The following is an 18582-nucleotide window of genomic DNA, read 5'->3' on the forward strand; positions in this document are numbered from 1 at the left end:
GAACTCATGGATGAAAACACCGGTTCGCCGGGGGGGGACGGAGAAGATGCGCATTGCCGTCCTGGACTTTCCCGATCTGGGGGGAAATGTAACCGGGTTGGGGCGGTTTGTTGCCGAAGAATTAACGACGCGCTTGTTTTTAACCCGGCGTTTTGAGGTCATCGAGCGCCAGCTGCTCAATAAAGTCCTTGATGAGCTAAAATTAAGCGCGGCCGGTTTCGTCGATTCATCCTCGGCGCAGGAACTAGGGAAGCTCCTTGGTGTTTCGGCGGTGGTCTCCGGAACCCTTTCCCAGTTGGCGACGACTGTCCGGGTGAACGCCCGCGTGATTACCACATCAACCGGGAAGATTGTGGCGGCTGCTTCGATCGAGTTGTCGAAGGACGAGGGGGTTATGCAGCTGCTGCAGACTATGGTTCCGCCCGGTGGCGGTATCTTTTCCGACCCCGGGGCCACCCTGCCGGGACGACCGGGGGAGGGGCTTGGGGGACACTCCGCACCGGTGGACAGCGGCGATAACCTGGGGGGAGGTTTTGCGGGGCGCGAGGAGCAGACCTATAAAGACCGCATCGAACAGGCGTTGAGTAGCGGCGAGTACCTGAAAGCCCATTCCCTTTGCCAGGAAGCGCTGGCCAAGTTTCCCGCTTTTGCCTTTGCCCATGCCGCGCTGGGCTATACTTATCTGCGGATCAAACCGGCCAACGAGGAACAAGCGCTTCTTGCTTTAGAAAAGGCGGTGGCTTTAGCCGAGGATCCATGGGGTGACGGTTTTGCCCATTATTTATTGGGCCGGATCTATGCCAACCGGGGGCGTCGGCTCGAAGCCCGCTCGGCGCTGGAGAAGGCGGCCCTGCGCCACCAAGCCGTCGGCATCAGACGGTCACCGGAGGATTGGTTCAACCAGGCGGTCCGGATGTGCCTGGAATTGTACCGGGAGGAGATCGAGGCGTGCTGGGCGGAACAGGACTATACCCGGGCTATAAATCTTAGTCAGCAAGTGATTGACAAATTTAACCCCGCTTTTGCCTATACGGCCAAGGGTTATTCCCTTCTGAAAAGCAAACCGGTACGGGCCGCGGAGGCGTTGAACTCTCTTTTAGCCGCATTGGCCTTGGCCGAACGACCGTATGGGGATGGCTGGACTAATTATCTGCTGGGTTGGGCCTATTGGGAAACGGGGGACAAAGATAAAGCGCAGGAAGCTTTAGAACGGGCAGTGGCCAGCGCACAACAGTCTGCGGTGCTTTCCTCTCCCGATTGGAAAACCGATTGTCTTCGCCTTTTGCGCTATTGTTACGAAGGGAAGATCGAAACCTTCCTGGTGAACGGGGAGTATGACGAGGCCATCGATTTTCTGGAAGGGGTTATTACCTTCGTTCCGGATTATGCTTACGCTTATGTAGTTTTAGGGTACTCTTATCTAATGACGGAAAAAGCGCCCCGGCGGGCCCTTGAAGTTTTGGAAAAGGCAGTAGCTCTGGAAGAAGCACCGGTGGAACCGGGGTGGACGGAATACCTGTTGGGTTGGGCATACCAGCGTAACGGGCGGCATGGTCCCGCCGTTGACGCGCTGGGGAAAGCATTGCGCAAAGCCGAAGAGGCGGGATTGGCACCGGAATGGGTGGCCGACGGCCGCCAGCGCTTGGCGGAAAGCTATGACCAGCTTTTTAACCAGTTCCGCTTGCGGGGCGGTAATATCAGCTATTATCTGGTCTTGGCCGAAGCCAGTATTGAACTCCTTCCCGAATATGCCACCGGCTACGCCGTGAAAGGATACTGTTTGACGGAGCTCGGTACCGAACGGACCGCGGAGGCTTTGGCGCTCTTACAACAAGCGGAGGCGTTAAAGGAAGACCCCACGGGGGACGGTTGGATTTACTATGCTTTCGGGCGGGTATACCACCAAAAGGGAGAGCGGAAGACCGCCATGTTTTATCTGGAACAGGCGCTCCGGCGCGGGGCCGAGGCGAATGTTTCCGAACGCTACTACTGGTATCGACAGTGCAACACCCTGTATCAACGCCTCTCCAAACAACACCGGTCCATGTACGGACTGGCGGTCACCATGGATTCCACGGTCGAAGAGCCCTATTTTATGCTGAAGATCGGTTCGGAAGAGGGCCATCCTTTCACTTCCTTTACCGGATTAAAGCTGCGGTTGGGGGTTTCTTCGGAGCTCTGGCGGGCTGAAGCCGGCGGGGAATTGGCGTGGGAAGGCGATATTTTTCCGCCGACGGAGTTTCTTGGTTGGTATGTTTTACTGGGTGGGGGAGTATACGGTGTCTATGGAATGAACGAGGGCACCGGTGATTACCTGGACCTCGGCTTTTACTTCGGGTTTGAGACCGGCCTAAGGTTTTATTTTGGCGAGGCTAACCGTTTCTGTTTCACGATCGGTTCCGAATACCGTTTTTACCCCGAAGGGGAAAGTACGGTAGCGTTTGGGGTTAATCTTGGTTTGCCCGTCCGGTAGGAATTGCTCAAACCAAAAAGACCCTCACATAGAAGGGTCTTTTTCTTTTGGCATTGTAATTCCAGAAGATCAACGGTTATCAGTAGAGCTTGGTGATGGTGGTTCCGGGATAATAATGGCCAAGGATATCTTGGGCGGAATAGCCGTCGGCGGCCATCCCCGCGGCGCCGCTTTGGTCCATGCCTACCCCGTGGCCGAACCCGGCACCGGTGAAGATAAAGAAGGCGGGGAGCCCGTCGGGGCCCAATTTTGGCTCGACGATAAACAGGTTGCTTCTTAGCCCGCCTAAGCTGGATCGGATCGCATCACCGCTGATCCTGAGTTGCCCTTCGGTTCCTAAAATCAGCACATGTTCCACCCGACCGCAGGCCGCCCGGCCGACGGTGATGATCCCGGTGATCTGGCCGATCTTGGCCCTCTTCTGCAGGCGATGTTCAATTTCGCTGCGGGGAACGATCACCCGCCACCGGTAAGCGCTCCGGGCGCTATATTTCGGGTTGGACGAATAGGAAGGAATCCGGGTCGCCACCCAGTCGGCCAACTTGGCCGGCGAGAGGAGCCCATTGTGGGCTTCCACCAGCTTGTCCGGTACGGCCTGTAAGTAGGGCGGGTAAAAATTCCAAGTGACCGGCGGCACGGCCGAATACCCGCCGGAGTTAGCGGAGTAAAAAGCCGAGATCGGTTTGTTGTTAAAAGTCAAGATCTGCCCCCGGGTGGCGTCTACTGCCTGCCGTACCGCGGCGTTTTCGCTGGTCACGCCGTTGTAGGCTTGGGAAGCCACGGAGCCTAACAGGTCAAAACCGCGTTGCTTGTAACGGCCAAGGTTGGCGTAGGCGTAAGTTCGGGCGGCAATCGCTTGAGCTTGCAGGGCTGCCGCGGGCCAGGAGGAAGGCATCTCGGAAGGAACGACGGCATACAGATATTCCTCCATGGTAAGCTGGTTGACGATGGTCATCCCCGCCGAGAAGGGGAGGAGTTGAATTGTTCCGCGGTACGCCCGGGTTGCTTCGCCCGCCCAGAAGTAACCGCGCCCATATTCCATCTGAAACAGAAGCGTGGTGGCACCAGGGTCAGTGTAGGAAAGGTTAACCGGCTCCGCGCTTTCAAGGAGAAGGTGATCCCGGTCATTATAGACCTGAATCCGGCCTTGCGGGCTAAAGGAAAACCTTAAAATGGTCTGGGGGGCGCCGGTGAGCATTTCGGTACCGGAGGCGGCGGTCAGACGGAAGGGGCCGCCGGTTTTTGCCCAAAGGGTATGCACTTGTTCGGCCAGGCCGATCCGGACGGTGGTCATGCCGGTTGGATCTCCCGCCAAGGGCACGGCGCGGGGGGCGGCGGCGGTTTTCCGGTGAGTGGCGGCTTCCTTTTCCTCTTCAACCACCAGCTGCGGATGGGCGGCCACCAGATTTTGCAACTCCGCTTGGATTTGGGGATTCCCCGGCGCCACCCTTTCCGCTTGTTTCAAACGGTTGTATGCTGCTTTGTAATTGCCCAACCCCAAATCGGCGCGGGCCAGCTCATAGAGGGCCACAAAGAGGTTGGGGTCTTGGGTTAAGGCTTGTGTCAAGTTGGTCTTGGCCTTGGCGAAATCTTCCTCCGCCAAGTTAATCATGCCCAAAAAGTAGTAGGCCAATGGGTGAAAGGGCGAAAGCGTTATGACTTGTTGCAAATGGTCCTTAGCCAGAACATAAACACCAAGTTCATAGGCGGCCAACCCTTTCCAGAAGGCGGATTCGGCCGAAGCTTCCGGCGGTTTGATCGCCAATACCTGGTAATAGTTCCCGGCCAGATAGGTGGTAGCCAGCAACGCATTCCAGTACGCCGTTTGGTTTGGGTTGGTGTTTACCAGATGGGTGAGGTGGCTGATGGCTTCGTCGAACCGGCCGGCCTCCCGCAGGAGATAGGTTAAGTCAAAACGGATTCCTTCATCCGCCGGATTGGCCCGAACGACTGTTGCCATTAGGTCAAGGCTTTGGTAAAATTCACCTTGGTAGTAAAGATCAAGTGCCTTCTGATACCGGTCCATTGTCGTGGGGGTCGCGTCTTCATACGCGGCTACGATTAAAGTAATGACGGCGACGATTACCAGCAACAGTAAGACGCCATAAAAACGGGTGGAAGTTAAGCGTTGCATTTTTCCTTCCTTTCTTTACCAAAATCAGCTAATATTGTATGGACTTGATGGTTTTATTTTATTTCTTAACACCTTGAAAGTCAATGAAAGGAGACCGGGTTCCAGTTGGTAAAAACAGAAAACGGACTGCTCAAAGAGGGTATTTGTCATGTAAGTAACCAAGTGTCCGAAAAGATCATGAGCGAAGGTTTAAGGGTGGTCGCGTGATGGGGAAAAGACCTTTTTATCGGGCGCTGGTAGATTCCTTTCTGATTTTAAAGGGGAACGCACGTGTTACCGTTATATTTCTTCCTTTATGGAATGTTCCCTTTGCCTTGTTCAACTTTTATTTGAGCCTTTACATGAAGGCGCGGGGAGTTACTGATCAGCAGATTGGTTACCTGATCGCCATCGGTTTTGTTTCCGGCGCCTTCTTTTCCGTGTTCAGCGGTGCGATTACGGATTTTTTGGGGCGAAAGCGCACTACTTTGATCTTTGATCTGATTGCTTGGCCCTTCTCCCTCATGATTTACTTTTTTGCCACCCAATTTTGGCATTTTGTTTTAGCTTCGGTCTTTAACAATGTGGCGCGTATTGTCAATGTTTCTTCCACGCTGATGATGGTTGAAGACGCCAATGATGAAGAACGGAAGGCGGCCTTTACCATAAGCAACATTATCGGTATCCTTTCCGGCACCTTTGTTCCTTTGGCCGGCGTGCTCGTCGACCGGCTGGGGATTATCCCGGCGGAACGGATTCTCTTGCTTTTGGCGACCATCAGCATGACGGTAATGTTCTTCGGGCGGAACTACTATTATGTGGAAACCCGGATCGGACAGGAGATTTTACGTGCGGCCCAAGAGAAAAAACAGTTTATCGGGTTCCGGTTGAATTTGTTTGGGAATACCTTCAGCTACCTAAAGCAGAGACCGGCAGTTTTGGTCGGGATGATGCTGGTTATTCTGTTTAATGTCTATTTACCTATTGGAACGATTAACAGCATGTATTTTGTTCCTTACCTGACGGAGAAATTAGACCTGAACGAAGCTTTGGTTTCACTTTTGGGCGTGGTGAACGCTGTTACCATGTTACTGGTGCTTGTTATTTTGCTCCCCCGTTTACACCATATGCTCTTTCCTCTCCTGCTCGGATTGGTTTTTCAACTTGTTTCCCAAGCCTTTTTGCTCTGGAGTCCACCCGGGAGGTTCTGGCCGGTCGTCGTCGCCATTATCTGTTATAGTTTGGGGTTCGGACTGTTCCGCCCGTTGGTTGATACCCTGTTTGCCGACATCACTGAGGGGAAAGAACGGGCGGGGCTTTACGGTTTGAACAATACCTTGACTTCGGTCTTGAGTGCCCTGGCCGGTTTCTATTCGGGACAACTCTATGAAGCAGCTCCGGTTAACATCTATATCTTTTCCTTTGTCATCCTTCTCCTTTGCGTGGCGGCCCTCTTCCTCTATGCTTTTATGGAGAAAAAAACAGTGCTGCCGAAGATAAATTTACCATGGCGAAAGGATTCCTTTTCTCCGCCGCGAATTAAGATGTGATCATTGACTTTTTTCCTCAGGGCTCATGGTTAGAGAGGAAAGAAGTTGGGGGGAGTCCGGCAATGGATATTTGGGTTTGTGTTTTTTGTGGGAAAAAAGTACAGATCAATCCGCCCAATTGTTATCTCTACGATGAAGGTGCGGTTTGCGTCGAATGCCATCATGAGCGCACGGCAAAGGAAGCAGAGGACTATCTCCACCGTTAAACCTGCGTAAGGCAGGTTTTATTCGTGTAAAAACCGGAGTAATTTTAAACAACCGGTTGACTTAGACGGTCCGGAGGGCGCGGCGGAACATTATGGTAAAGTAGTTTGACCAGATTAAGGTTTAAGGTATAATGGGAGAGGGAAAATAGGATTTCGGTAAGAAGGTGATGACGATTTGGCAGCCCAGGATCCGATTGGTCTTTTTGACTCCGGGGTGGGCGGGCTTTCCATCATGAAAGAGGTGCGACGGCTGTTACCGCAGGAGGATCTGATCTACGTTGCCGATTCGAAGTTTTGCCCTTATGGCGAGAAGACCCCGGCCCAGATCCAGGAGCGGGCCCGGAAAATCACCGCGTTCCTGTTGGCGCAGGGCGTCAAATTGATTGTTGTGGCTTGTAATACTGCTTCGGTGGCTGCCCTTCAACAGCTGCGTGCCGAATTTACGGTCCCCTTCGTCGGGGTGGAACCGGCGGTTAAGCAGGCGGCCTTATTTACAAAAAACAAGAAGATTGGTGTTTTGGCGACCGGGCTGACGCTTTCCGGTGATCGTTTTACTTTTCTTGTCGAGAAATATGGGAGTGGTGTTACCGTGGTAAACCAGGCCTGTCCCGGGCTGGTGGAAGCGGTGGAAAAGGGAGCGGTCAGCGCGCCGAGTACGGAAATGTTGCTCCAAAAGTACCTGGCGCCGCTCCTGGAGAAGGGGGTTGACGTGGTGGTCTTGGGCTGTACCCATTATCCTTTTCTCCGGCCGCTGGTGGAGAAACTAGTGGCTCCCGGGGTCCAGGTCATTGACACCGGAACACCGGTGGCGAAGCAAACCAAGCGGGTTCTGGCGGAAAACAATCTCCTCACGCCAAACCAACGGGCGGGAAAAGAATGGTTCTATACCTCCGGGGATCCGTTGGTGGTTGGTGCGGTAATTGAGCGCCTTTGGGGTGGGAAAGGAGAAGGAGTCGCCGGTCTTCCCGAACCGTATTCAGCTTAAGGAAAGAGGAGGAATAGGATGTTAAGTGATATTGAGATTGCCCAGCAAGCCAAGATGCGCCGGATTAGTACGGTGGCGGCGGAGCTTGGTTTGGGTGAGGAGGAATACGAACCCTACGGTCATTATAAAGCGAAAGTGGCTTTGACGGCACTTGAGAAAAGAGGTAGCATTCCGGACGGAAAATTGATTTACGTTACGGCAATCACCCCGACGCCGGCCGGGGAGGGGAAAACCTGTACCGCGGTGGGATTGACCCAAGCCTTGGGGCGTCTGGGGAAAAAAGCAGCTGTTGCTTTGCGGGAGCCATCCCTCGGCCCGACGTTCGGGGTAAAAGGTGGCGCCGCCGGTGGCGGTTATGCGCAGGTTTTACCGATGGACGAGATTAACTTGCATTTCACCGGGGATCTCCATGCAGTCACGGCCGCCCATAACCTGTTGGCCGCGGTTATTGAAAACCATCTTCACCACGGTAACGAATTGGGGATCGATCCCAAACGGGTGTTATGGAAACGGGTGTTGGACATCTCCGACCGCCAGCTTCGTCAAGTTATCGTGGGTGTGGGGGACAAAAGCAACGGAGTCATGCGGGAAAGCGGCTTCGAAATTACGGCGGCCTCGGAGATCATGGCGATTCTCTGTCTTGCTACCGATCTAAACGATCTTAAGCAGCGTCTGGGGTCGATCCTGGTGGCCTATACCTACCAAAAGACACCGGTCTTTGTCCGGGATCTGGGCGTGGTGGGTGCCTTGGCGGTGCTCCTCAAGGAAGCCATAAAACCCAACCTGGTCCAGACCTTGGAAGGACAACCGGCTTTTATCCACGGCGGCCCCTTTGCCAACATTGCCCACGGGAACAACAGTATTCTGGCGACGAAGCTCGCTCTCAAGCTGGCCGATTATGTGGTCACCGAGGGCGGTTTCGCTTCCGACCTGGGGGCGGAGAAATTTTTTGATCTGGTGGCCCCAAGGTACGGGTTGAAACCGGCGGTGGCGGTACTGGTTGCTTCCGTGCGGGCCCTGAAAAACCACGGTGGGGTCGCAATGGAACAGATTACCGTGCCCGATCCGGCCGCCGTTGAGCGGGGGGTCGGCAATCTGGCGAAACACCTTTCCAATCTGCGCGACGTTTTCGGCTTACCCGTAGTGGTGGCGCTGAATAAGTTTCCTACCGATGATCCGCAGGAACTGGCGGTGGTCCTGGATTACTGCCGCGGGCAAGGGGTTCCGGCAGCCGTCTCCGAAGTGGTGGCCCACGGTGGGGCGGGTGGAATCGCACTGGCCCAGCAGGTGTTGGCTACGTTGGAGAATGTGGAAAATCGCTTTGCTCCACTCTACGGGAGCGACACGCCGCTGGAAGAGAAAATTAAGCTCTTGGCCACCAAGGTTTACGGGGCCGACGGAGTGAACTATACCCCGGAAGCCCGGAAAGCGATGGCGGAGATTAAAGAGCTGGGCTTTGACCACCTTCCGGTTTGTATGGCGAAGACCCAGATGTCTCTTTCCGATAACCCAAGACTGAAAGGAGCCCCCCAAGGGTGGGAATTGACGGTGCGGGACCTTAAACTTTCGACCGGAGCCGGTTTTATCGTCGTTTTGGCCGGTAACATCCTGACCATGCCCGGCTTGCCGAAGACTCCGGCTGCGCAGAAGGTTGATCTGCTACCCGATGGGAGGATTGTCGGGCTCTTTTAAGTCTAAGAAGGCTAAGGAGGCGATTTTTTGAGCGCCAAGATCATCGACGGAAAAGCGCTGGCGAATGAGGTTAAGCAGCAAGTTAAAGGAGAAGTGGAAAAATTGGCTGCTGCCGGCATTGTTCCCGGTCTGGCCGTGGTGTTGGTCGGTGACGACCCGGCTTCCCAGATTTATGTGCGCAACAAGGAAAAGAGCTGCCAAGAACTGGGGATTAAATCCGAAGTCTACCGTTTACCGGCCACCACGACCCAGGAGGAACTGGAGACTCTCATCGACCGGCTAAATGCGGATCCGCATGTCCATGGCATTCTGGTTCAGCTCCCGCTGCCCGCTCCGCTAAGGGAGAAAGAGATCACGGACCGGATTAAACCGGAGAAAGATGTGGATGGTTTTCACCCGGTTAATCTGGGACGTTTGCTCCGGGGGGAACCCGGAATCCGGCCCTGTACCCCCGCGGGAATTATGGAGTTAATCAAAGCCAGCAGGGTTGAGGTCAAAGGCCGGGAATGCGTGGTGGTCGGGCGGAGCAATATCGTGGGCAAGCCCGTCTTCCATCTCCTGCTGCAAGAGCACGGGACAGTTACCGTCTGCCACTCGCGGACACCGGACTTGGTCACGGTGACCCGGCGCGCCGATATCCTGGTGGTGGCCGTGGGGAAAGCCGGTTTGATCGACGGAACAATGGTGAAACCCGGCGCGGTGGTGATTGATGTGGGGGTTAACCGCTTGCCTTCCGGAAAAGTCGTCGGTGATGTCGATTTTTCGTCTGCTCAGGAGGTAGCGGGGGCCATTACCCCGGTCCCCGGCGGCGTCGGACCAATGACCATTGCCATGTTGATGAAAAACACAGTGGAAGCCGTTTTATTACAATACGGAGAGAAATTAGCAAAAGACTAGACTTTTTTGTAAGAATACAGTATATTACTTAGTGGATCTTTTTCAAAAAACCGGTGACTAGGCCATGAACGGGGACAAGCAGGTGCGCTGCCAAAGCTCCAAAACAAATGAAGCTGCTAACGTAGCAACAAAATCAGAACCCAGGATTACTCCCGGAAAAAATGGGGAAAATAGGAATATTGGATGAAGCAACCTACCATGAATTTCATGGTTAATTTATACATAAGAATGGAGGAGTAGCATGTCGAAAAATGTCTATTTTTTTGGCAACGGTCGCGCCGACGGCACTGCTGAGATGAGAAACCTTCTCGGCGGCAAAGGGGCCAACTTGGCCGAGATGACCAATTTGGGTATTCCTGTGCCGGCTGGGTTTACCATTACGACCGAGGTTTGCACCGCCTATTATCAAAACAATAGACAATGGCCTGCCGGGTTGGAGGAAGAGATCCGCGAAAACATGAAAAAAGTCGAAGCGGCCATGGGGAAGGGTTTTGGTGATGTGAACAATCCCTTGCTCGTCTCGGTCCGTTCCGGCGCCCGGGTGTCGATGCCGGGTATGATGGACACCATTTTGAACCTGGGCTTGAATGATGAAACGGTTCAAGGGTTGATCAAGAGCTCGGGGAACGAGCGGTTTGCCTGGGATAGTTACCGCCGTTTTATCCAGATGTACAGCAACGTGGTGCTTGGTGCCGACCACAGTAAGTTTGAGGCCATCATCGAAGAGAAGAAAAAAGAGCGGGGCGTTACCCTTGATAACGAATTAACCGCCGAAGATCTGAAGGACTTGGTTGCTCAGTATAAAGCCTGGATCAAAGCAAATTTGAACCGGGAATTTCCCACTGATCCCTGGGAGCAGTTACGGGGAGCGATCAACGCGGTCTTCCTGTCCTGGATGAACCCGCGGGCGATCACCTACCGGAAGCTGCACAAGATCCCTGAGGAGTGGGGGACGGCCGTTAACGTCCAGGCCATGGTCTTCGGGAATATGGGGGACAATTCGGCCACCGGGGTTGCCTTTACGCGTAACCCGTCGACAGGGGAAAATGTCTTCTATGGTGAGTTCCTCATCAACGCCCAGGGTGAAGACGTGGTGGCCGGGATTAGAACACCACAGGAGATTAGCTTGGCCGCTTCGCAACAATGGGCAAAGGAAAACGGCATCTCCGAAGAGGAGCGCAAAGCGAAGTATCCTTCCCTGGAAGAGTATATGCCCGAGTGTTACCAACAGCTGCTGGAACTCCGCAAGAAGCTGGAAGGACACTACAAAGATATGCAAGATATCGAGTTTACCATTGAAAACCGGAAATTGTATATGCTCCAAACCAGAAACGGTAAACGGACCGGTCAGGCGGCGATTAAAATTGCCGTTGACATGGTCGAAGAGGGCTTGATTGATAAGAAAACCGCGCTGCTCAGGGTGGAACCGGAGCAACTGGATCAACTCTTACACCCCATGATTGATCCGAAGGCGAAGGTGACCATCGTGGGTAAAGGTTTGCCGGCCAGCCCTGGTGCGGCCGTCGGGCAAGTGGTTTTCTCCGCCGAAGACGCCGAACGCTGGCATGAACAAGGCCATAAAGTGATCCTGGTGCGGACGGAAACCTCACCGGAGGATATCAGCGGTATGCATGTGGCCCAGGGGATCCTCACCGCCCGCGGGGGGATGACTTCCCATGCGGCGGTGGTAGCCCGGGGAATGGGCAAATGTTGTGTCGCCGGTTGCGGTGAAGCCGTGGTGGATGAAGCCAATAAGAAGGTGACCATCAATGGTCATGTCTTCAAGGAAGGCGATTGGATGACCTTGAACGGCTCCACCGGTGATGTCATTCTCGGGCAAGCTCCCTTGGTTGAACCGGAAATTGCCGGTAGCTTCCAGACCTTAATGACTTGGGCGGACGAGGTCCGGACCTTGCAGGTACGGACCAATGCGGATACACCCCATGATGCGAAAGTGGCCCGTGATTTCGGGGCCCAGGGTATTGGGCTCTGCCGGACGGAGCACATGTTCTTCGGTCCCGAGCCTGAACGGATTAAGGCCGTCCGCGAGATGATCCTGGCGGAGGACGGCGAAGCCCGGAAGAAAGCCCTGAGCAAGATCCTTCCCTACCAAAAAGCTGATTTTATCGCGATCTTCGAAACCATGAAGGATCTACCGGTGACCATCCGGCTGCTTGATCCGCCGCTCCACGAGTTCCTCCCCCATGACCGGAAAGGCCAGGAAGAAATGGCCAAAGAGATGGGAATTCCGGTGGAGAAGGTAATCGAAAAAGTCAATGCCCTGAGCGAGTTCAACCCGATGCTTGGCTTCCGCGGCTGCCGTCTCGGTATTATTTATCCGGAGATCTTTGCCACCCAAGTCCAGGCGATCTTTGAAGCCGCCTGTGCCCTTGCCAAGAAAGGGCAGAAGGTCGTTCCGGAAGTGATGATCCCGTTGGTCGGTACCACCGGCGAGCTGCAAAAGATCCGGGAGTACAGTGTGAAGGTGGCCGAGGAGGTTATGGCCCGGGAAGGGGTCAAACTGGAGTACCTGATCGGGACCATGATCGAACTGCCGCGGGCGGCTTTAATTGCCGATCAAATTGCGGAGTATGCCGATTTCTTCTCCTTTGGGACCAACGACATGACCCAGATGACCTTTGGTTACAGCCGGGACGACGCCGGACGGTTCCTCCCGACCTACGTCGAGCAGAAGATCCTCAAGGACGACGTCTTCCAAAAACTGGACCAAGAGGGTGTCGGGCAACTCCTTGAGATCGGGTTGACCAAAGGCCGGGCGACCAGGCCCAACTTAAAAGTTGGGATCTGCGGCGAACACGGTGGCGATCCCAGTTCGATCGAGTTCTGCCATAAGATCGGCATGGATTACGTTTCCTGCTCGCCGTACCGCGTACCGATTGCCCGGTTGGCCGCCGCCCAAGCGGAACTGAAGAATCCGCGCCGGAAATAGGACGACTGATCCGTCAAGACGGAATCAAATACCGGAAAGGATCGGACGATAAGAAGGCCAAGGCGTGAACGAAGCGCCCTTGGCCTTCTTTTTTTGATTGGTTAGTGGACAGGAGGGGGAAAATAGGATCTTAAGGTTATCACCGGCAGGAAAACACCAGAAAAGGCCGAAAAATGGAGGGGAAAGATGTTCAGCAGCAAGCTGGGAACCGTGGTGCGGATGATCCGGGCTCTCCCCACCTACCAAGAGATGACCGTAGAAATTGACGGGGTGGAAGCAAAAGCCATCGCTTACCCGCCGTTGACCGGAGCGGTCCGGGTCGGCGACCGGGTCTGGTTAAATACGACCGCGGTCGACCTGAACCTGGGGACCGGGGGTTTCCATTTTGTCCAAGGCATCGAGGGGCGTCTGGAACGGGTATATACGCCGCCGGGGCATATTATGAAACTGCGTTATACCCCGTGGCAAGTGGCGGTGGCGGCGGTTGAAGAAGAAGGTTCGGTGATGCACGAGCGGATCAAGGGGTTTACCTCCCTGGCGGGCACGCCGGTTGTCGTAGGGACGCTGCACAGCATGATCGCCCCGGCGGTGCTGGCCTTTCATGCGGTCTTACCAGGCCGGCGGGTCGTTTACCTGATGACCGACGGCGCGGCTTTACCCTTAAGCTTCAGCAATCTGGTCCGCCAATTAAAAGACCAGGGGTTGCTGGCCCAAACGATCACCTCCGGTCATGCCTTTGGTGGGGATCTGGAGGCGGTTAACGTTTATTCGGGTTTGGTGGCGGCCAAGGCGGTGGCGGCCGCCGATCTGATCATCGTTGCCATGGGACCGGGGATCGTCGGGACCGGCACCAAGTACGGCTTTTCCGGGATTGAGCAGGCCTACATTCTGGAAGCTGTAGCGAAACTGGGGGGTTATCCGATTGCCATTCCCCGGATCAGTTTTGCCGACCAGCGCCCCCGGCACTGGGGCCTGAGCCACCACACGCAAACGGTCTTGGGGGAGCTGACCGCGACCCCGGTGGCGTTGGGTTTGCCGCGGTGGGATGAAGAAAAACGGCGGATTCTGACCCGCCAATTCCGGGAAAGCGGGGTCAGTAAACACCGTTTATACGAGGTGGAAATTCCGGCGGTTGAGTCTTTGCTCTCCGCCCGTCATCTGGAGGTCAAAACCATGGGCCGGTCTGTCCGGGAGGACCCCGCGTTTTTTGAGGCGGCGGCCGGCGCCGGGGTATTGGCCGCCCACCATCTTCACGGCGGGGTGGCAAGACTACCAGCTTGGCTGGGAACCGAATAAAACTAATTTGTGAAACAGGTGAGGCAGATGAATTTGGTCGAAAAAAAGCGCGACGAGGAACTGGTCTTTGACGGGACCCTTCTGAAAGTGCGACGGACCCGGGTCGAGCTGCCCGACGGGAGAGAAGCCTTCCGCGAATGGATTAACCATCCGGGCGCCTCCGCAATTATTCCCGTCTTTAAAAACGGCGAGACCCTTCTGGTCAGGCAGTTTCGTTATCCGCTGGGCCGTGTGATGCTGGAGATTCCCGCCGGAAAACTCGATCCCGGCGAGTCGACTTTGGACTGTGCCATCCGGGAACTGAGTGAAGAGACCGGTTTGGTGGGGGGTGAGTTTGTTAAGATCGGGGCGGTGGTGACCACGCCCGGTTTCACCGATGAAGTGATCCATTTATATCTTTGCAAGGACCCGGTTCCGGGAGCCGCCCATCCCGATGCGGAGGAGTTCATTAATTGTCTACGGCTCCCCGTGGCCGAAGTTTTTCAGCGTATTGCGGAGGGACAGATTCAAGACGGTAAGACCGTAACCGCCTTTTTATTAGCCCGGTTACAGGGGCTGATCTAAGAGCCATGGGGAAATGATGGTGCAGCCGGTAGGAGAAGCAAAGGTCATACCATCTCCTTTGCCGTCATAATATTTAGTTACAGGGACAAGGAGGTGGTTTCGTTGTTTCTGCGGAGGTGGCGAAGGGTAATTGGTCTCTACATTGAAGAGCGGCTTTTTCTTTTTATCCTGGTTGGTTTGTTGTTTACCATGGGTATTGTCTTCGGGACCCTCTCCGCTCAAAATTTAGAGTACGGACAGAAGACCGAGTTGCTGCAGTATATCCAGTTTTTCTTCCAAGGAATGAAACAGGAGGCCGCGCCGGTCACCGACGCGGTTTTGGCGGGTAATGCCATCTTTAATCATTTAAAGACGGTTTTCTTCTTTATCCTGTTGGGGATCAGCGTCATCGGGGTTCCTCTGATCCTGTTCTTACTCTTTGCCAAAGGGTACATTCTTGGTTTCACCATTGGCTTTCTCCTTCAACAGCTGGCGGGTAAAGGTTTCCTCTTTACCGTCACTTCGGTCTTTCCCCATTATGTCCTTATTATCCCGGCTTTGATGCTGGCCGGGGTGGCCAATATTGATCTGGCCGGTGCTCTTCTGCGCAGCCGGTTTGGCCAGGTGAGCCGGCCAGTTTCCCTCGATTTACTTCAAGGGCTCGGGATTAGCGGTCTGGCCATGGTCATCCTAGCCGTTTCCGGCTTGATCGAGGGGTTTGTCTCCCCCATGTTCATTTATTGGGTGGCCAAACTGTTCTGATCCCTTCATGCTTTGGAAATCTTTCTCGTAAAATGAAAAAAGGATTTTCAAAACGGGATGTCGAAAAATATTTGAAAGACTTTGAAAGACAAGGAAAGCGACGACAACGTTATGGGTAAGGGGTTGACCAAATTTGCAGGATTACTTGGAAGCATTTAATAACTATATTGCGGTGGAACGAGGATTGGCTCCTAACACCCTGGAATCTTACGGGAGGGATTTGCGCCAATATCTTGATTATCTGAGCGAAAAAAAGGGTATTGCGCTAAAAGAAACCACCCAAGCAACGGTCGGCGGCTACTTGCTCTATTTACAAGCCAAGGGACGGGCTGCTTCAACCATCTCCCGTTCGCTGGCGGCGATCAAGGCTTTCTACCATTTTCTCGTCCGTGAGCAGATTATCCAGCGTGACCCAACAATCAATCTGGATGCCCCGAAACAGGAAAAGAAATTACCGCGGGTGCTCTCGGTGGAAAAAGTGGTAGAACTCCTGGAGCAGCCGGACTTGAAAACCCCGGCTGGAATTCGCGACCGTTCGATGCTGGAAGTGCTATATGCGACCGGTTTACGGGTGACCGAATTGGTTTCGCTTAAAATTTCCGATGTTAACCTGGAAGAAGGTTACATCCGGTGTGTGGGGAAAGGATCGAAGGAGCGGATCGTGCCCCTAGGGACAGTGGCCGTCAAGTATCTCCGGTTTTACCTGGAGCACGCCCGTAAGTTTTTAGCCTCCGATCCGGCGGAAGACACTCTGTTTTTAAACCACCATGGGCATGGTTTGACCAGACAGGGCTTCTGGAAGATTATCAAAAAATATGCGGAGATGATCGGGGCGGAAGATTTGATTACTCCCCATACGCTCAGACACTCCTTTGCCACCCATCTATTGGAGAACGGTGCCGATCTACGGGCAGTCCAGGAAATGCTGGGCCATGCCGATATCTCAACAACCCAAATCTATACCCATCTGACGAAAAACAGATTAAAGAATGTTTACGAAAAAGCACATCCCCGTGCTTAGAACGGACCGACAAACGAAGTTATATGGAACACACGCTTTGTAAAAAGGGTGTGTTTCTTTTTATGGGAGGAATTCCAAAGGAAACAACGAATCGGATTACGGTTAAACTGAAAGGGCAGAGGGGGGAGAACAGTGGAAATTCAGTGGTATCCGGGGCATATGGCCAAAGCCAAGCGTGAGCTTAAGGCGATTCTGCCGCTTTTGGATATTATCATAGAAGTGACGGATGCCCGGATTCCGAAAAGCAGCCGAAATCCGGATTTAATAAGTTTAACCAAGAATAAACCCCGTCTTTTACTGTTGAACAAGGTTGACCTGGCCGACCCCGTTGCGACCGACCAGTGGGTTAATTACTACCGGCTGTCCGGGGAGAGGGTCATCCCGTTTAATGCCCGGACCGGAGAGCAGCTTGCCGCTTTGGAAGACCTGATCAACCAGGTAGGACGGGAAACTTTGGCCCCGAAGCCCATCTGGCGGTTGGGGGTCGTTGGGGTACCAAACTGTGGGAAGTCTTCTGTTTTAAACCGTTTAGCAGGACGAAGCGCCGCGCAGGTCGGGGAAAGGCCGGGCGTCACCAGGGGTCGGCAGTGGGTAAAAAGGGGAAAATGGGAGATCCTGGACACGCCGGGGATGTTATGGCCGAAGATTGGCGATGTGGAGACCGGTTTGAAGTTGGCGTGGGTTGGGACCATCAAGCCGGAGAACCTCGATCCGGAAGAGTTGGTCCTCAATTTGCTTGGCTGGCTACAAGAAAATTACCCGGTTGCCTTACAGAGTAATTATGGTCTCACGCCACCGGAGGTGGCCGGAGAACCCTATTCTGTCCTGCAGGTGATTGGCAAACGCCGCGGTTGCCTCCGCCGCGGTGGTGAAGTCGACCTGCGACGGACGGCCGAATTAATCGGCTATGATTTTCGCCAGGGGAAACTGGGGGCCATTACCCTGGAAACAACTAGTGCTTCTCATGTTTTGCCGTGAACAGGCGGAGGAAACAGACCCCGCCAACCAGGGTATTAAGGTAATAACTCAAAAGCCGCCAGATAGTCACCGAGATGGCCTGCAGGTGTTTGGGAAGATAAATGGCAAAGAGGGAGAAGAAACCGATCTCGGCCACCCCGCTGCCGCCCGGAATGGGGACAAACGAGAGTAAGAAATAGATGACGTACTCCAGGAGCAGGATACGGAAGATCTTCCCGTGGATGTTGACGCCAAAGGCCATCATGACCACCGGTGCCATCAAAAGCGTGGACAACCAGGAACAGAGGGTCAAGAAGATCACGAACAAAAGCGGAAGGATCTTATCCTTTGCCAGCGTGCTTAAACTTGCCCGAAACTCTTCCCATTCGGTGAGGAGCTTTTGACAATAGGTTTCCGCGCTCGGACCGAGGATTTTTTGGACGGGTTTAAGCCGGAAAAACTTTTTGATCAGAAATGAGCCCTTGGTTGGCCGGAAGAGAAAGAAAAGGAGAACACCGGCGAAGATCAGGGCGCCGATTATGATATAATTAAGGAATCCGGCCAGGCCGACAAGGCCAATCTCGTTTAACAGTTTTCCCCGGAACAGAAAAAGGAGGAAGGGACCGCCAATCGACACCAGCAGGCTGGTGAAGGTGACGCGAATGGTGACAATGGCCGAGGCCTTGCCGATGGAAATGCCCTGCTGATGCAGGAGGTAAACCTGGGTTGGCACTGAACCGGAATACAGCGGGGTGATATTACCCGAAAAGATGGTGGCCAGGTTGATGCGGAGGGTGTCCAGGAAGCTGATTTGTTCACCCAAAAGATAGGCGATGGTTTTTACGCGCCATCCTTCCACCAACCACGAAACGACAACGACCCCCACCATGAGACAGATGTTTTTCGGATGGATCATGCGGAGACTGCGCCAGGTGGCCGGGGTGGTAGACGAAAAAAGGAGGCCGACGATGGTGAACAAGCCGATGATAAACGTGATCGCTATTCCTTTTCGGATCAAGCCTGGCGTTAACCTTTTTTTCGTGGTCAAAATGGATAAACCCCCAATAAACACATGAACTTCTATATGTTTACGGTTATCCGCATGTTAGTGTGTCTCTTCCAAATTGAATTATATTG

The 18582-nt window shown here is 54.0% G+C and carries 14 protein-coding genes; 12 read left to right on the top strand and 2 right to left on the bottom strand.

Annotation, left to right across the window (positions count from 1 at the left end; all coding sequences use genetic code 11):
- Nucleotides 1-10: 10 nt before the first annotated feature.
- On the top strand, nt 11-2473 hold the full coding sequence (locus tag G5B42_RS04230) for a FlgO family outer membrane protein (protein WP_231133230.1): 2463 nt from the start codon (nt 11-13) through the stop codon (nt 2471-2473).
- 79 nt (nt 2474-2552) lie between these two features.
- Here the strand turns inward: G5B42_RS04230 and G5B42_RS04235 are convergent, their stop codons facing one another.
- A complete protein-coding gene (locus G5B42_RS04235) occupies nt 2553-4607 on the bottom strand; it encodes a SpoIID/LytB domain-containing protein (protein WP_181339211.1) in 2055 nt (684 codons plus the stop codon).
- A gap of 206 nt (nt 4608-4813) precedes the next feature.
- Here G5B42_RS04235 and G5B42_RS04240 point away from each other — a divergent pair, with 206 nt between their 5' ends.
- From G5B42_RS04240 to ylqF, 11 genes are all read left to right on the top strand, one after another.
- Complete coding sequence (locus tag G5B42_RS04240; RefSeq protein ID WP_181339212.1) at nt 4814-6136, top strand: MFS transporter; 1323 nt, start codon at nt 4814-4816, stop codon at nt 6134-6136.
- 62 nt (nt 6137-6198) lie between these two features.
- Entirely contained in the window at nt 6199-6342 is a 144-nt protein-coding gene (locus G5B42_RS04245; protein ID WP_181339213.1) for a hypothetical protein, read from the top strand.
- A 175-nt stretch (nt 6343-6517) separates the two neighbouring features.
- The gene (gene murI / locus G5B42_RS04250) at nt 6518-7327 is read left to right on the top strand and encodes a glutamate racemase (protein WP_181339214.1); all 810 of its coding nucleotides are present in this window, start codon (nt 6518-6520) and stop codon (nt 7325-7327) included.
- A gap of 18 nt (nt 7328-7345) precedes the next feature.
- Entirely contained in the window at nt 7346-9019 is a 1674-nt protein-coding gene (locus G5B42_RS04255; protein ID WP_181339215.1) for a formate--tetrahydrofolate ligase, read from the top strand.
- A gap of 27 nt (nt 9020-9046) precedes the next feature.
- Entirely contained in the window at nt 9047-9916 is an 870-nt protein-coding gene (gene folD / locus G5B42_RS04260) for a bifunctional methylenetetrahydrofolate dehydrogenase/methenyltetrahydrofolate cyclohydrolase FolD (protein WP_181339216.1), read from the top strand.
- 241 nt (nt 9917-10157) lie between these two features.
- Entirely contained in the window at nt 10158-12866 is a 2709-nt protein-coding gene (gene ppdK, locus G5B42_RS04265) for a pyruvate, phosphate dikinase (protein ID WP_181339217.1), read from the top strand.
- Between the two features lie 186 nt (nt 12867-13052).
- Complete coding sequence (locus tag G5B42_RS04270) at nt 13053-14162, top strand: DUF3866 family protein (protein ID WP_181339218.1); 1110 nt, start codon at nt 13053-13055, stop codon at nt 14160-14162.
- A gap of 27 nt (nt 14163-14189) precedes the next feature.
- Nucleotides 14190-14726 carry an NUDIX domain-containing protein gene (locus G5B42_RS04275; protein WP_181339219.1) on the top strand — a complete coding sequence of 179 codons (537 nt, stop codon included), beginning with the start codon at nt 14190-14192 and terminating at the stop codon, nt 14724-14726.
- 102 nt (nt 14727-14828) lie between these two features.
- Nucleotides 14829-15467, top strand: a complete 639-nt coding sequence (spoIIM, locus tag G5B42_RS04280) for a stage II sporulation protein M (protein WP_181339220.1) — start codon at nt 14829-14831, stop codon at nt 15465-15467.
- 133 nt (nt 15468-15600) lie between these two features.
- Nucleotides 15601-16488, top strand: a complete 888-nt coding sequence (xerD, locus tag G5B42_RS04285) for a site-specific tyrosine recombinase XerD (protein WP_181339221.1) — start codon at nt 15601-15603, stop codon at nt 16486-16488.
- 132 nt (nt 16489-16620) lie between these two features.
- A complete protein-coding gene (ylqF, locus tag G5B42_RS04290; protein ID WP_181339222.1) occupies nt 16621-17466 on the top strand; it encodes a ribosome biogenesis GTPase YlqF in 846 nt (281 codons plus the stop codon).
- Here ylqF and G5B42_RS04295 read toward each other — a convergent pair.
- A complete protein-coding gene (locus tag G5B42_RS04295) occupies nt 17441-18493 on the bottom strand; it encodes a lysylphosphatidylglycerol synthase transmembrane domain-containing protein (protein ID WP_181339223.1) in 1053 nt (350 codons plus the stop codon). The genes ylqF and G5B42_RS04295 overlap by 26 nt on opposite strands.
- Nucleotides 18494-18582: the final 89 nt, after the last annotated feature.

Source organism: Capillibacterium thermochitinicola (genome assembly GCF_013664685.1).
Taxonomy (GTDB): Bacteria; Bacillota; UBA4882; order UBA10575; family UBA10575; genus Capillibacterium; species Capillibacterium thermochitinicola.

Bases quoted from the DNA above. Each gene is read 5' to 3' on its own strand.
- G5B42_RS04230 (WP_231133230.1), top strand. From the start codon at position 11: ATGAAAACACCGGTTCGCCGGGGGGGGACGGAGAAGATGCGCATTGCC.
- G5B42_RS04240 (WP_181339212.1), top strand. From the start codon at position 4,814: ATGGGGAAAAGACCTTTTTATCGGGCGCTGGTAGATTCCTTTCTGATT.
- ppdK (WP_181339217.1), top strand. From the start codon at position 10,158: ATGTCGAAAAATGTCTATTTTTTTGGCAACGGTCGCGCCGACGGCACT.
- G5B42_RS04275 (WP_181339219.1), top strand. From the start codon at position 14,190: ATGAATTTGGTCGAAAAAAAGCGCGACGAGGAACTGGTCTTTGACGGG.
- G5B42_RS04270 (WP_181339218.1), top strand. From the start codon at position 13,053: ATGTTCAGCAGCAAGCTGGGAACCGTGGTGCGGATGATCCGGGCTCTC.
- G5B42_RS04255 (WP_181339215.1), top strand. From the start codon at position 7,346: ATGTTAAGTGATATTGAGATTGCCCAGCAAGCCAAGATGCGCCGGATT.
- G5B42_RS04245 (WP_181339213.1), top strand. From the start codon at position 6,199: ATGGATATTTGGGTTTGTGTTTTTTGTGGGAAAAAAGTACAGATCAAT.
- G5B42_RS04235 (WP_181339211.1), bottom strand. From the start codon at position 4,607: ATGCAACGCTTAACTTCCACCCGTTTTTATGGCGTCTTACTGTTGCTG.